Origin of the sequence: Microcoleus sp. Pol1C5 (genome assembly GCF_036701115.1) — a bacterium.
In the GTDB taxonomy this organism is placed as follows: Bacteria; Cyanobacteriota; Cyanobacteriia; order Cyanobacteriales; family Microcoleaceae; genus Microcoleus.
In genome coordinates, this window is the sequence record NZ_JAUBQE010000060.1 from 13,449 (window position 1) to 28,317 (window position 14,869).

At 48.1% G+C, this 14,869-nt stretch carries 6 protein-coding genes and 1 pseudogene; all 7 read left to right on the forward strand.

Annotation, left to right across the window (positions count from 1 at the left end; translation table 11 throughout):
• The first annotated feature begins 42 nt into the window (after positions 1 to 42).
• The 7 genes and pseudogenes from QUA23_RS26200 to QUA23_RS26230 all read left to right on the forward strand — a co-directional run bounded on the left by QUA23_RS26200 (position 43) and on the right by QUA23_RS26230 (position 14,597).
• A complete protein-coding gene (locus QUA23_RS26200) occupies positions 43 to 6,474 on the forward strand; it encodes a DEAD/DEAH box helicase (RefSeq protein WP_333078713.1) in 6,432 nt (2,143 codons plus the stop codon).
• Complete coding sequence (locus tag QUA23_RS26205; protein WP_333078714.1) at positions 6,475 to 8,616, forward strand: UvrD-helicase domain-containing protein; 2,142 nt, start codon at positions 6,475 to 6,477, stop codon at positions 8,614 to 8,616.
• Between the two features lie 179 nt (positions 8,617 to 8,795).
• Positions 8,796 to 9,679, forward strand: a pseudogene (locus tag QUA23_RS26210) (IS982 family transposase).
• Positions 9,680 to 10,391: 712 nt separating this feature from the next.
• Positions 10,392 to 10,562: a hypothetical protein gene (locus QUA23_RS26215; protein ID WP_333078715.1), complete on the forward strand. Its 171-nt coding sequence runs from the start codon at positions 10,392 to 10,394 to the stop codon at positions 10,560 to 10,562.
• Between the two features lie 1,574 nt (positions 10,563 to 12,136).
• Positions 12,137 to 12,295: a hypothetical protein gene (locus tag QUA23_RS26220; protein WP_333078716.1), complete on the forward strand. Its 159-nt coding sequence runs from the start codon at positions 12,137 to 12,139 to the stop codon at positions 12,293 to 12,295.
• 251 nt (positions 12,296 to 12,546) lie between these two features.
• Positions 12,547 to 12,948 (forward strand): plasmid mobilization protein, encoded by a 402-nt coding sequence (locus QUA23_RS26225; protein ID WP_333078717.1) that lies wholly within the window; start codon positions 12,547 to 12,549, stop codon positions 12,946 to 12,948.
• A 50-nt stretch (positions 12,949 to 12,998) separates the two neighbouring features.
• On the forward strand, positions 12,999 to 14,597 hold the full coding sequence (locus QUA23_RS26230) for a relaxase/mobilization nuclease domain-containing protein (protein ID WP_333078718.1): 1,599 nt from the start codon (positions 12,999 to 13,001) through the stop codon (positions 14,595 to 14,597).
• Positions 14,598 to 14,869: the final 272 nt, after the last annotated feature.

Here is a 14,869-nt window from a genome sequence, read left to right on the forward strand (position 1 = left end):
ATGCTGAAGAAACAAACAGATTTACTTTAGGAAGCAATCACTGTGATTCCATCCGTCGTCGCTACTCAGGTTCGCAACTGCGTTTCTGACTACCTCCACACCACCTTCCGCCCGACCACCCCAGGCTTTGAAGGATTGATGGATCGCTTCCTAGCGGACCCCGATAATATCTGTCGGGGACCCTATATTTCAATCGGGTTGCCCTTCCGACATGGAACTTCCGGTTCAGATTATTTCCGCGAGATTCCCCTTGGCTTCACCCCCCACCTGCACCAAGAACGTGCCTTTCGGCGGCTAAGTCCGCCCTACTACCAATCCGCCCTCATCGCCACCGGAACTGGATCGGGTAAAACCGAATGTTTTCTATTGCCCCTTCTGGAGCATTGTCGCCAGCAGCAAGGAGAACTCGGTATCAAAGCCATCCTGATTTACCCGATGAATGCTCTGGCAACCGACCAGGCAAAACGCATCGCCGAACTGATTCATAATACCCCATCTCTACAAGGCAAAATTACTGCCGGACTCTACATTGGCGACCAGGACGAAACCCCTACATCCGTCATGGGTTCCGACAAAATCATTACCGACAAGCGCATTATCCGAGAGTCGCCTCCAGATTTGCTGCTGACCAACTACAAAATGCTCGATTACCTGTTGGTACAGCCCGATACCCAGAAACTTTGGAGCCATAACCAACCCGAAACCTTGCGCTATGTGGTCGTTGATGAATTCCACACCTTTGATGGGGCACAAGGAACCGACCTTGCCTGCCTCCTACGACGCCTCAAACACCGCCTCAAAACGCCTCTGAATTACCTCGCCTGTGTAGGTACTTCCGCCACCTTGGGAAGTAATGCAAGTCAGAAGGATATGCTCCACTATGCCACCATCATTTTTCAAGAAACCTTTCAGGATGGAGCTTTAATTGAAGAAGACCGCCTCACGGCTGCTGAGTTTTTGCAGGATGCGCTGTTGAACGTGCTGCCCGTTCCTGGGGTAGAAGCAATCGCTCAACTGAACCCAGAATCCCACACCAGTCCTGAAGCTTACATTCGGACACAGGCAAAGCTTTGGCTCCAAGACCATTCACCTGTTGAAGTCGGGCATCCCATAGGAGTAGCGTTCGAGCAGCAATCCCTGCCTCTGATTGATTCTTCACCCCAACAGCTAACACTCCGCGATGCTCCCGACCCTAACCTTCCCCTAAGCGATGAGTGGCGAATTCAACTGGGTGAAGAACTCAAAACATTGCCCATCATCCACAACCTGATCCGGCTTCTGAGACAGGAACCCCGCACCTACGCCGAACTGCTAGAACTTTTGGGTAGACGCCTGCATCTGCCACAAAGTAATTCTCCTACAGAACCACAACGCGATCGCGCCAATTACCTTCACTTGCTCCTCGACAGTTTGCTGACCCTGGTTGCAGTTGCTCGTCGTCGCATCAAACGCCCCAATGCAACGGATCTGATTTTGCCTTGGGCTAATTTACGAGTGCAGCTATGGTTTCGCGAACTCAAACGCATGGTTGCCTCAGTAGAGGCACAACCCCGATTACTATTCTCTGATGACCTGATCGCAGAGCAGTTGAAAAAAACCCTTCCTGTCATGCACTGCCGAGATTGTGGCGCAACGGGTTGGGGTGGAGTACGACCCTCCCAGGGAGCAAATAAACTAATTGCCAACGATCTACAACGGTTCTACCGCGAATACTTCGGGCGAAAGCCTCTGCTGACGTTTGTATTTCCTGCCCATGAGACCGAACCCGATATTCGCAAACTCTGCGGACAATGCCTAACCCTAAATGCTCCCAAAGTTGAACAGTGTTTGTCCTGCGGCAATTCCGACCTAATTCGAGTTCACGTTCCCGAAATCGTGTATGAGACAAACCGCAACGAACAGAAAACGCTAACTTCCAGTGGTGACTGTCCCTTCTGTGGTAGTACCAATGGGCTGTCTATTTTGGGAGCGCAAGCCGCTAGCCTCACCAGTGCCATGATTGGCGTTCTCTTCACTACGCCCTTCAACCGGGATAAAAAGCTGCTCACGTTCTCAGACTCCGTTCAAGATGCTGCCCACCGTGCTGGATTCTACGGTGCTCGTACCTACCGCACCACACTCCGAACAGCGATCGCGCATACCATCGCTGCCAACCCCAGCAGCATTACTCTCCAAAACCTAGTCGATCGGTTTCCCAACCACTGGCGGCAGGAGCTTGGTTCGGCCGGAAATTACGTCGCCACTTTCCTTCCAACCGATTTGGAGTGGTTGCGGGAGTGGGATAAATTCTTGCACAGCGACAGTAGCGACTTGTCCCCCGACACGACACTGCCTAATCTGGTGAATCAACGTCTGATTTGGGAAATCGTCACTCAGTTTGGACATCGGTCAGCAGTTGGTCCCTCGCTGGAACGTAGTGGAACCTGCGCGGCTTATTTTAGTTCAGAGTTGCTGGAACAAGCGATCGCTACCCTTCGCCTCAAGCTAGCGAATGAAGTGGACGCACTCCGCCAAGTTACAGCCAATGTGATTCGTCAGTTCCTTCTGGGGCTGTTACACCACTTGCGGCAAAAGGGCGGCATCCTACAACCAGCGACCCAGCAATACATTACTCAGGGTAGTAATACGTTTCTATTGCAGCGTCCCCTCTATATGCCGCGCCTGGGACCAAGGATTCCTACTCCAAGCTTCTATGTCAATGCTTCTGCTAAAGCCGATCGTTTCGAGCCTATCTTGCAATCGGGTAAGAGTAGTAGCTGGTGCGAAGATTGGACAAGACGGATTTTTGCGGTGGAAACTTTACTGCTAAAAGAGCAGTTTGTTGAAATCCTGCATACGGCAATCGACACGCTGGTTGATGCCGGACTGCTGGATGCTAAAGTTTGCGGTAACGGTCGCGCCTGGGGGATTCCCATGCCTGCCCTACACCTGGAGACTGGAGGAACCGTCCTCGCCTGCGATCGCTGTAGCCACCAGCTAACAGCGGCAGTAGCCGAACGTACAAGTCTGGAGGGAATGACCTGCCTGAAGACTGGATGCATTGGTCACTACCACCCTGACCCGCGTACTGGATTGGCATATTACCGTCAACTTTACCGCAGTGGTCAAGTGCGGCGGATAGTAGCAACAGAACACACGGGACTTCTGGCTCGTTCCAACCGAGAATGGCTAGAACAACGGTTTATTCAGGGCAATCGGCGCTGTGACCCAAATCTGCTCTCTGCCACCTCCACTCTGGAAATGGGTATTAACATTGGGGACTTGTCCACGGTTCTCCTTTGTTCTGTACCTCCGGCTCCTGCCAACTTTCAACAGCGGGTTGGTCGTGCCGGACGTACCGATGGCAATGCCTTAGTCGGAACGGTAGCAAATGGCACCGCCCACGACCTCTTTTTCTACGCTGACCCGATGCGAATGATCTCAGGCAGTGTGGAAGCTGCCGGATGTTATCTCGATGCCGCTGCTATTCTGCAACGCCAACTCACTGCATTCTGTCTCGATAACTGGGTGGCAACAGGAATTACCAAACGTGAATTCCCTACCCAATTAAGTGACGTTCTCAACGTGATCGAGCGCCAGGATGAATCCCGCTTTCCTTACAATTGGCTCACGTTCATTCAGGAACGCCAGAATGAATTTTTAGAGGTTTTCCTGTCTCTATTTGAGGACTATGTAAAAGACCGAACACGGGAGCAGTTACAACTGTTCATGGAGCAGGGAGAACAGGATGGGGGGGGTTTACGCTGGCGAATTCTCGACCGACTCGAAGGAGTGAGGAAAGAGCGCACCCGTATCAGTAGCCAAATCAGGACCATCGGCAAAAAGCTCAAAGAACTTAAGGCAGAACCGGAAGCTTTGCAGGATAGCGAACGACTAGCAGAGCTAGAACGCGAACGGGCAGGCTTCCGAGAACTGATGCGAAGCCTTAATGACAAACACATCCTTAATTTCTTCACCGATGAGGGATTGTTGCCCAACTATGCCTTTCCTGAAGCCGGGGTGACATTGCGATCGATTCTCTGGCGGCAGCGATCGCAGGCAGAGTCCGAAGATGGCAAGAAATACGAAACCTTCACGCTCACTTATGAACGTCCCGGAGCCTTAGCTATCCGAGAACTTGTCCCCAGTGGTGTGTTTTATGCCGAGGGCAGGCGAGTCAAAATTGACCAGATCGACCTCAAACTCTCCGAACCGGAAGAGTGGCGTATTTGCCGCAGTTGTAACTACGCAGTCCGAGGAATTCAGCCAGAGGCACAGACAAAAGCCTGCCCTCGCTGTGGCGATACCATGTGGAGCGATCAGGGGCGACTACGCCGGATGTTGCGGCTGCGTCAGGTAATGGCAAGCACATCCGATCGCCAGAGTCGGTTTGGAGATGACAGCGAAGATCGCAACACCGCCTTCTTCCAGCGTCACCTGCTGGTTGACTTCGCGCCAGAGTATCGGGAAAAAACGTTCCTCGTCAAAGACAAAGACTTCCCCTTTGGCATTGAGTATATCTGTCGCACCAGTTTCCGGGAAGTCAATTTAGGCGAATCCTTGTCCATCGGAGAAACCGTAGAACTGGCAGGACGACGCTTTACCACGCAGGGCTTTCGGGTATGCCGCAGTTGTGGCAAAGTAATGCACGGCGATAAATCCAAAGACCACACCATTAGCTGCCAGTGGCGAGACAAGGCAGAGCAGGCAAAAGCCTTGGATGTATTGTATCTCTACCGCGAATTTGAATCTGAAGCAATCCGATTGCTCATGCCAGATGAGAATTTCTGGACGCACCAAGGGCTACATTCCTTCATCGCTGCCCTGCAACTTGGGTTGAAGCGGAAATTTGGCGGTAAGGTAGATCACCTTCATACCGTAATTAGCGAGGAACCCCAACCTAACTCATCGTTGCGAAAATCCTTCCTGTACCTGTTTGACAGTATTCCCGGTGGCACAGGCTATTTGCGGCAACTAATCCACAATCCAGAGGAATTGCGGGATGTTTTCAGGGGTGCCCTGGCTGTTCTGCGTGCCTGTGACTGTAAAGACGGTTGTTACAACTGCCTCTTTGCCTACCGTAATAGTTTTGACCAGGATGAAACCAGCCGCCTTACAGCCGTGCGGTTGTTGTCAGCAATTGAAAAGCACTGGTCAGATTTGGCAGAAACGTCTGAGGGCTTATCTGCAATTCGCCTCAACAGCAACTTTGAGAGTGAACTGGAACGCCGCTTTATTGAAGCAATTCGGCGTTATAGCGGCAAAGTCTACAACGGTTCATCTCCTGTACTCCGTAAAGAAATCCTCAATGGGCGTGCTGGGTATTATCTGAAAATTGGCGATGCGTCCTGGACGATCGAAACGCAAGTTTCCCTGACTCAAAAACATGGGGTAGAAATTCCATCACGAGCAGACTTTATTATCCGTCCAGCATCCAGCCGCATGAACAGTCGTCCGGTAGTCATCTTCACCGATGGATGGGAATATCATCAGGAGCGCCTCAGTGAAGACTTCCAGCAACGTACAGCCATCCTCCGCAGCGGTCAATTCTGGTGCTGGTCCCTCACCTGGGATGATGTGACCGCTCAGATAGATCCAAACAAACCTGTCAGTCGTCCCAACGGCTTGATCAGTCCACTTAACCCCCAGATGATGCAACAGGTTTATCAGCAATACCAATGTCCCTCAATGCGTTCTCTGGAAGACCTGGATAGTTTTGAATGGCTCATGTTCTACCTGTCTGAACCAAATGCTGACTATTGGCAACGGTGGGCACTGTTAAGGACAGTCGTTCAAGCCAATCCAAAACTTTCGACTGATGCCACCAGGCAAAACCAGTGGTTTGACAAAGTAGTATCTTGTACCAGTCAAGATGCGATCGACCTGTGGAAGTCTTCAAACAAAAATCTGGTTGGAGAAATCACTGTATCGTCAGTTCTTATGGTGTGGAGTGCCACCGACCGCCAACGTCACCAGAAATTCGATCCAACTGGCAGCTTTGTTCTACTTCGGCTCGATGACGCGCCCCAAGGGGATAAAGTTATGCTGCGAAGTAGCTGGGTTGAAACCTTACGGCTATTCAATCTCTATCAGTTCCTACCCCATAGTTACGCGGTAACAACGATGGGTATGGATCGAGAGGTGAAGCCACTTCTGCCTAAATTGTTTGCTACGCAACCACCTGAGCAAAAGACGGCAAAAGATGAGCAGTGGGAGCAAATTCAGGAGCTTATGGTAGATGAACGGCTGCTTTCGGTGATCGACCAGATGTGCCAGGAGGGTTGGTGGCTTCCAGAGGCTGGATATGAGCTGGTAAGCGATCGCAACACGGTGATTGCTATGGCAGAACTGGCATGGGTCTCCCACAAAATTGCCGTTACCCTTACAGAAGATGACCAGGATGCCTTTACTACAGCCGGTTGGTCTGCCTGGGCGATCGACGATTTCTTGCAATCTATGGACACTATTGGCAACAAGCTGAAAGGAGATGCGTAAATGACTTTGCAGAATACATTTCGTCTTGCCATCTCAGATGAATTCTTTGATGCCTACAGCCGTTTGCCGCGTAATGCTCAAAGCAAAGTGTCCGAGTTCATCAACCGCTTTCGTCAAGACCCCACCCGTTCAGGATTGAACTACGAATCAATCCAAGATAGTCGGGACAAACACATGAAGTCTGTTCGGGTTGACCAAGCGCATCGAGCGATCGTTCTCAAACCGGATTCTGGAAATGTCTACATTCTCCTGTGGATTGCTAAGCATGATGATGCCTATACCTGGGCACGGCGCAAAGTATGCCGGGTCAACGAAGTATCTGGCGCGTTGCAAATCATTGACGTTGAGGATGTTGAGGCAACAACTGAACAGCTCAGCCAGGAAAAGACTCAGCAACCGGGACGATTTGACCAGATCGCGGACAGGCAATTAATGCAGCTTGGTGTCCCAGAAATTCTGCTTCCTGCCGTGAGACAGGTAACGACCGATGAAGGAGTCGATCGACTGATACCCCATTTGCCTCGCGAAGCCAGCGATGCTCTGCTGATGCTAGCAGCGGGCTATGAGCTAGATGAAGTTTTTCGGCAGCTAGAGAAGCCTAAGGAAGTGGAGTCGGTTGACCCTGAAGATTTAGAAACGGCGCTGCAAAACGATGACAGCCTTAGTCGTTTTATGGTCATTACCGATGACACCGAACTGGAAGAAATGTTGGCCGCTCCGTTAGAGAAGTGGCGCGTTTTCCTGCACCCAACGCAACGGAAACTTGTCGAGCGCAATTGGAACGGCGCTGTTCGAGTTCTCGGTGGTGCCGGAACCGGGAAAACAGTAGTTGCGATGCATCGCGCCAGATGGCTGGTACAAAATCGTTTCACCGAACTCACCGATCGTATTCTATTTACTACTTTTACTCGTAACTTGGCAGTAGACATTGAAGCCAACCTTAAATCTATTTGTTCTCCAGAACTCATGCGTCGAATTCGTGTTGTCAATCTCGATTCCTGGGTCACAGAATTCTTGAAACAAGAAGGAGTCGAAACTCGAATTGTCTATAGCGACGAGACAGAAGAATTTTGGCGACAAGCATATACAATCGCCCCAGTTGAACTAGGTTTCCCGGTAAGTTTTTATCAAGAAGAATGGCAAACCGTCGTCCTTAACCAAGGTTGTCAAATCTTACGGGATTATTTGGTTGCTCGTCGTCATGGCCGAGGAACTCGTTTAAACCGTCAACAAAGACAGGCTATTTGGCCTGTCTTTGAGGAATATCGTAACCTCTTGCGCGAGAAGGGATTGCGCGAACCGGATGATGCTATGCGCGATGTCGCTCAAATTATAGCTACAAAGGGAGCAGCAGCATTACCTTACAAAGCAGTAATTGTGGATGAAGCCCAGGATTTAAGCGAAGCGGCATTTACTTTACTTCGAGCGATCACGGGTCAGCCAAAACCCAACGACCTGTTTATCGTTGGCGATCCCCACCAACGAATTTATGGCAAGGTTGTGACTCTCAGCCGTTGTGGAATTGACATCCGAGGGCGATCGAGGAAACTACGCCTCAACTACAGAACAACAGATGAAATCCGTAGGTGGGCAACAGAGATTCTTGAGGGTATCGATATTGATGATTTAGATGGTGGTAACGACTCGCTCAAAGACTATCGTTCATTGATGCATGGGGAGGAACCGACTATCAAAAGCTTTAGCCGGTTTGAAGACGAACTAGCCCACTTAAAACAAGTTCTGACAAAAATTCAAACACTCGAGCAATCTTTATCAGGGGTCTGTATCGCATTCCGCACAACTAGCTTGTTAGAGCAGTACGAAACTGCCCTGAAGAGTATGGAACTTCCTGTAAAACGAATTCGCCGGAACCAGCCAGACAATCCTTTAGAGGAAGGAGCCAGGTTAGGTACTATGCATCGAGTGAAGGGTCTACAGTTTAACTATATCCTATTACCCGCTCTAACTGCTGAAGTGCTACCACTTAAAAGAGGACTAGATAGTTGCGCTGACGATACTTCTCGATCTCAGTTTTTGAATAGAGAGCGTTCGCTTTTGCATGTTGCAGCTACACGGGCTAAAAAGCAAGTTATCGTTAGCTATTATGGTCAACCCAGCCCCTTTTTACCGCCGCCCATCTAATTTCAGTGCGGAAAATCCCATAGCCTTTTTCTGCTTAATTTTTTATCTGGGTATCATTGTCACTTACATGATACAGCCGATTCCATGTATATACACGTGAGTTCGGGATAAGGATTTGGGCGGTGAAAAGGGCAAACCCGATAGGCTGAAAATGCTAAAATCTCGCCCAGTTTGCCCTCCTGCTTAGTCTAGAACAACTCTTTTGCTCCGTCGATGATTTTTGCCAAGGCTTTGAAGCGCAATGGCAGCAGCAACTTTTAGGCTGTGGACTCAAGCTTCGGAATCGACCTCGCAGCTTGACGAAAGAGCGAAATCATGACGATTCTGATGGCATTCCACCCATCGTGTTACCGCAACTTCAAAACCTATTATTAACAGAAGGTGCAAACTGAATGGGCAGATGCGTTTCCAGGAGGGGTGAGCTATCACCGCTTCATCCAATGGGTTCCTGGAACGTTAGTGCCAATGTGCGCTTACTTGCGCTCGTGTTTTGGCAAGTGTAGCGGCATCAGTTTTATGGATTCTACCTGTATCAAAGTCTGTCACAACCGCCGCCTCCCTCAACACAAAGTGTTTGCGGATAAAGCCGCCCGTGGCAAAACCTCGGTTGATTGGTTCTTTGGCTTCAAGCTGCATCTGGTGGTCAATGACGCCCGGCGAGTTGTTCAATATCATATTGACTCCGGGGAACACCGATGACCGCACTCCGGTTCCTTCATTATTGCAGCAGTTGTTTGGCAAGGTGTTTGCAGGCAAGGGCTACCGAGTCGCAAAAATTGGCAAAACAATTGTTCAAAACCGCAGGCATTCAACTAATCACCAAGCTCAAGCGCAACATGAAACAGCGCTTGATGCCCCTCAATGACTGGTTGATGCTCGCGCTTGCGCGCCCGATATCGAAACCATTATTGATCAGTTAAAGAACATCTCTCAAATCGAGCATTCGCGTCATCGTTCTCCGGTCAATTGCTTTGTCAACATTTTGGGTGGGTTGATTGCCTATTGCCATCAGCCAAAGAAGCCGTCGATTGCGCTCAACCATAATCTGTTGCTTCCGGCTTAACCCGAACTCACGTTAATAGCTAGGAGTCGAGCGACTGCTGTAAACCAAGTCAGGGAATAAATCTTTAGCCAACTGTCAAGCTTTATCAGACAACAACAGTTTAGCCGATGGCAAAGTGCGAGTCCGACAACAGCAATTTACGCGACTGTCAAGGCTGACATAACGACTACTTTGTTGCCAATTTTCTCATACTCCTTAAATTTGATTTTTAATTCAATTCCGATGCCACAACTTGACTATTAAATCAATCCAGTTTTTGTTAAAAACGCTAAAAAATTAGCTAATTGTTGCGGAGCGCTAAAGTCAGGGATTTGCAGTATAAAGTCAGGGATTTGCAGTATAAAGTCAGGCAAGTGCAGGTATTTGCAGGAACTGCACTTTACCTGTATTTACCGGAAAATATCCTCAAACGCCTGACTTTTTCGGTCAAATTGCTGCTTTTTTGTGTCGAGCGTACATTTGCTTGTTGAGGCTGGTTATGGCTGTTTAGTTTTGGTAGCAAGCAATGTTTTTGTGATCACAAACCTGACTTTTACGTGCAGAAACAAAAATAATGCACCCTTATGAATGGGGAATCCTAGGTGTCAAAGGGCTTGATTTTTACCCGCTCTTCGACTGTGCCGGTTGCTCACATTGCTCCTGTTGTTGTGACAACTTCGTAGCAGCACTGGCATCAATTCCTGCCGTCACACCTGGGTAGCGAGCGATCGGCTTGAGCGACAGCTCGATCGCCCATGACGGAGCTCATAGAATCAAACAGGCGAGCGGCTACCCATCTCGCGCCGTAGCTTCAGCTATTGAGGAGGATTTTGCGGAGGCAATCGACGCGGGCCTTTCTTGCATCGGTCGATATTGTGGCGATAGTTGGCGAGACGCAATTTGAAGAGTTTAAGCAGCTAGAAGGTGAGGGGCGAGCTCATAAAAACGCATAAAAACGCATAAAAACGCATATGGCCGAAAGTTTTCCTAGGTCTGCCACTCTTTGATTTTTCCTTGCTGACCACGGAGAAACCAGGAGCGATCGGCTTGTTGGGCAGTCTGATTGCTCCTGGTTGATTCCCCGGTAAATCGATAGGGAATAAGAAATTACTATTTCTATAAATGGATAGGCGGGGAAATTTGATTTCCTTGACCGGCGTTGCAACGATCACAGACGCTCTCGCCCTTAAGACACCGTATTATGGTCTGCTCTTAACCTGCCTTCATACCAACAGTTTAGCCGATTGCAAAGCGCGGGCCCTCCAAGTACATTTCACCCGACTGTCAAGGCTGACATAACGGCTGCTGTGTTGCCAATTTTCTCATACTCCTTATTTGATTTTTTATTCAATTTAGATAACGGCTACTGTGTTGCCAATTTTTTCGCACTTGCTTAAATTGATTTTTAATTCAACTTAGGTATCGTAACTTGACTATTAAATCAATTCGGATTTTGTTAAAAACACTAAAAAATTAGCTAATTGTTGCGTCAGCTAAAGTCAGGCATTTGCAGTATAAAGTCAGGCGTTTGCAGTATAAAGTCAGCCGGAAAGCAGGTATTTGCAGGGGGTGCACTTTACCTGCAAATGCCTGTAAATATCCTGCAAACGCCTGACTTTTTCGGTCAAATTGCTGCTTTTTTGTGCAGAGACTGCCTTTGCTTGTTGAGGCTGGTTATGGCTGTTTAGTTTTGGTAGCAAGCAATGTTTTTGTGATCACAAACCATGACTAATGCGTGCAGAGATAAAAATAATGCACCCCATGAATAGAGATTACTGCCTGTACTAATCAGGTGGAGAACTATAACGAGCATTGATAGTTGGGAGTCGATCGACTGCGGTAAATCAAGCCGCTGTTCCCTCACGACTGCTGTAAACCAAGCGGTCGTTTCCTCACGACTGCTGTAAACCGAGTGTGTAGGAGGTCACGGAGCTTCGAGTACAAGATTGAATTAAAGCGGAGGGAGCGAATCGTTCGCAATCCTCCATCCGACCTTCGTAATTATTCGGTTATTCGGCCTCTCACGACTGAGAATAATTTGCGGTCGAAGAAAAGAAACAACTTTTTTTTATTTCAAACATCAGACGCTCGAGAAAATGTTAATGACGAAGGTCGAGCGCTCGAAAGGCGGAGTATGCGTTGACTTTTACAGCTACCAACACCATAGCCATCGACTGTAAATAGCGATCGATCGCAACGCAGGCATTTGCAGTATAAAGTCAGGCAAGTGCAGTATAAAGTCAGTAAGATTACAGGCATTTGCAGGAACTGCACTCTACCTGTATTTACCCGAAAATATCCTGCAAATGCCTGCATTTTCCTGTTCCTTTACTGCTTTTTTGTACAAGGACTGCCTTTGCTTGTTGAGGCTGGTTATAGCTGTTTAGTTTTGGTAGCAAGCAATGGTTTTGTGATCGCAAACCCTGACTAATCTATACAGACAAAAAATAACGCACCCTTATGAATGGGGCATCCTAGATGTCAAGGCGCTTAATTTTTACCCGCTCTTCGACTGTGCCGATTGCTCACATTGCTCCTGCTGTTGTGGCGGCTTTTGTGGCAGCACAGGCATCAATTGCCACAACTTTCCCATCGCACTTGGGTAGCGATCGCTCACATTACTCGCTCTCTTGTTAACCAGCCATCGCTCTCTTGTTAACCAGCCATCACCGTCAGACGTTTAATCGTCCTTCCACTGCGATCGCCTCACTCGCTATAATTTATACACAAAAATTAAATAAACTGAGAGTTGGGTAGGCATCAGTCTCACTTTGATAAACCCTCTAATAGCCCTCTCCAATTGGAGGGGATAAAATCACCTGAATAGCGCTTGTCGATTACAGTTGTTAACTTGTATCTTGGTAAGAGGTTTTTACTGATTAAAAACTATGAAAACTTTATCGGAAGCCAAACCTAGAGAGCTGCTATCCAACCATATTCACATTCGCCTCACTGACTCAGACTACAATCAAATTAAAGCCAGAGCAGAGCAAGTCAATTTGAGCATGAGCGACTTCATGCGCCGTGCAGCTTTGAGGAGAGCCATGCCGCGCCCTCTAGCTGCATTTGACTTAAAAGCCTATCAAGTTTTATGCAAGATTGATGCCCAATTGAGAATTGCCGGAAACAACCTCACTCAACTTACTAAAGCTTGCAATAGTGCTGTGGCATTGGGAGAACCCGTTGTTGTCAATACAGGACTCTTAGAAAGCGTACAGCAACTCATTCGAGAAAACGGGAAAGCAATTAAAACAATAGTTGCAAACCTTACCAATTCTACAGTCCGCTAATTTTTAACAAGCCTGAGCAATCGATGCAATAAACCTACTGCGAAACGGTTATGATTGGCAAACAAATCAAAGGTACAGGCTTTCGAGGCTGTCTGAACTACGTGCTGGGCAAAAAAGACGCTGCTCTAATTGGCGGTACTATGTGCGGACAGACTCCTGAAGAACTCGCTGCTGAATTTGGCATCGCCCGACAACTAAGACCTAACCTGAAAGTAGCAGTTTTTCACGCCACTTTATCTGTCGATAGCACCGAAAAACTAGAAGATTCTGAAGAAAATGACCAACGCTGGCTGGCGATTGCAGCCAACTACATGAAAGCGATGGAATTTGACAACAACCAGTACGCAGTTGTCAAGCACAGCGATACAGAACACGACCACATTCACATCGTCGCCAGTCGCATTTGCCTAGATGGAGGTGTTGTTGACGATAGCTGGGACTATTACAAAAGCCAAGAAACTATTCGCCAGCTCGAACGGAACTACAACCTGGAAACTGTTACACCCAGTTGGGAAACAGACAAGCGAGCTCAGACTACAGGAGAACACAGGCAATTAAAAAACAAGGGAAACAAGAGCGTCAGGGTGCAATTGCAAGACCTAATTGATGAAGTTACCCAAGACAACCCAAGTATGCCAGAATTCGTTGAGCGGTTGCAGCAACAAGCCGTAGAGGTGCAAGTCGGATTGACTCGAACTGGAATCGGCTTCAGTCAAGGCATTTCTTACAATTTAGATGGGGTCGCTTTAAGTGGCACTCAGTTGGGTAAAGCCTACACTTTTTCTGGGTTGCAGAAGCATCGAGGCGTTAGCTATGACAAAGGGCGAGATAACGCCCTAATTGAGGCTTTAATGCAGCCACAACACTTAGCTATCGCCCCCAGTGAGGCAGAGGAAAATGAGTTAGAGTCGTCAGAAGCCGAGCTAGCAGCAACCGCACCTGCTACTCCTGCAACAGCAAATAAATTAGAGTTGTCACAATCCAAGCTAGCAGCAACCGCACCTGCGACTCCTGCAACAGCAAATGAGTTAGAGTTACAACTGTCAATCCTGCCTGAAAGGAATGAAACTCAGTGGCAAAAAGTCCGATCGCATCTAGCAGTCGAGTATAGTTTACCTTTAGAATTGCTCGATTTATTGCACTCTCATTCTTGGCTGTATGCCGGCTCAGAAAAGGCTGTCTTTACAGGACGGACGCTTGAGGGGGAAGCCCGGTTCGCTTTTGTTCTCGATGAAAGAGGCAACTTTAGTACAACCCATCCCCTGTCATCTGAAGCTGCTTTCTGGGTAGCCACTACCGGAGAAATTGAGCGAGCTGTGATTGCTTGTAACCCAATAGAAGCCCTTTCAATTTTGCTTATTGAACACGGAAACTCTGCAACAGCACCACCCACAATTTACATAGGAATTGAACGAGCTTCACAACTGCCTAGACAATTCTTACAAGAACTCGATAGCGTTATTATAGCGATTGCAGAAGATTCTATGCTCGCTCGAAATGCAAGCGAGCTGCTACCGAATGCAGAACTTGTTAATCCACAATCAAGTTGGAATGATATCTGGATACAATTAATTGAGCAAGAACAGCAAGATATTCAACAAAATAACCAACCTTATAAAGAGCGCATCCAAGACATCGAACTGGATTAATTCTTGCTACCTTAAATTTGTCTAGAATTTAAACAAAGTGCTTAGGTTCATAAAACAATCAATATGTTTGATAAAACCTGTTGATCAATACTTCGGACAGTTTTTTAACGGCCCTGTAAGCCGAGGGCGAGGAAGCCCTGCCATTTTTTACGCATTTTCTGAAACGAGTGCGCGCTTACTTAAACCTTGAAAAAATAGTCCAGCATATAGCCAGTAAGGGTTTCGGAGACTCGACTATATCTAAAACTGTCCGAAGTATTGCTTATGGGACA

What these genes read in the sequence shown, in the direction of transcription:
- QUA23_RS26205 (WP_333078714.1), top strand. Translation starts at nt 6,475, where the DNA reads ATGACTTTGCAGAATACATTTCGTCTTGCCATCTCAGATGAATTCTTT.
- QUA23_RS26220 (WP_333078716.1), top strand. Translation starts at nt 12,137, where the DNA reads ATGTCAAGGCGCTTAATTTTTACCCGCTCTTCGACTGTGCCGATTGCT.
- QUA23_RS26225 (WP_333078717.1), top strand. Translation starts at nt 12,547, where the DNA reads ATGAAAACTTTATCGGAAGCCAAACCTAGAGAGCTGCTATCCAACCAT.
- QUA23_RS26230 (WP_333078718.1), top strand. Translation starts at nt 12,999, where the DNA reads ATGATTGGCAAACAAATCAAAGGTACAGGCTTTCGAGGCTGTCTGAAC.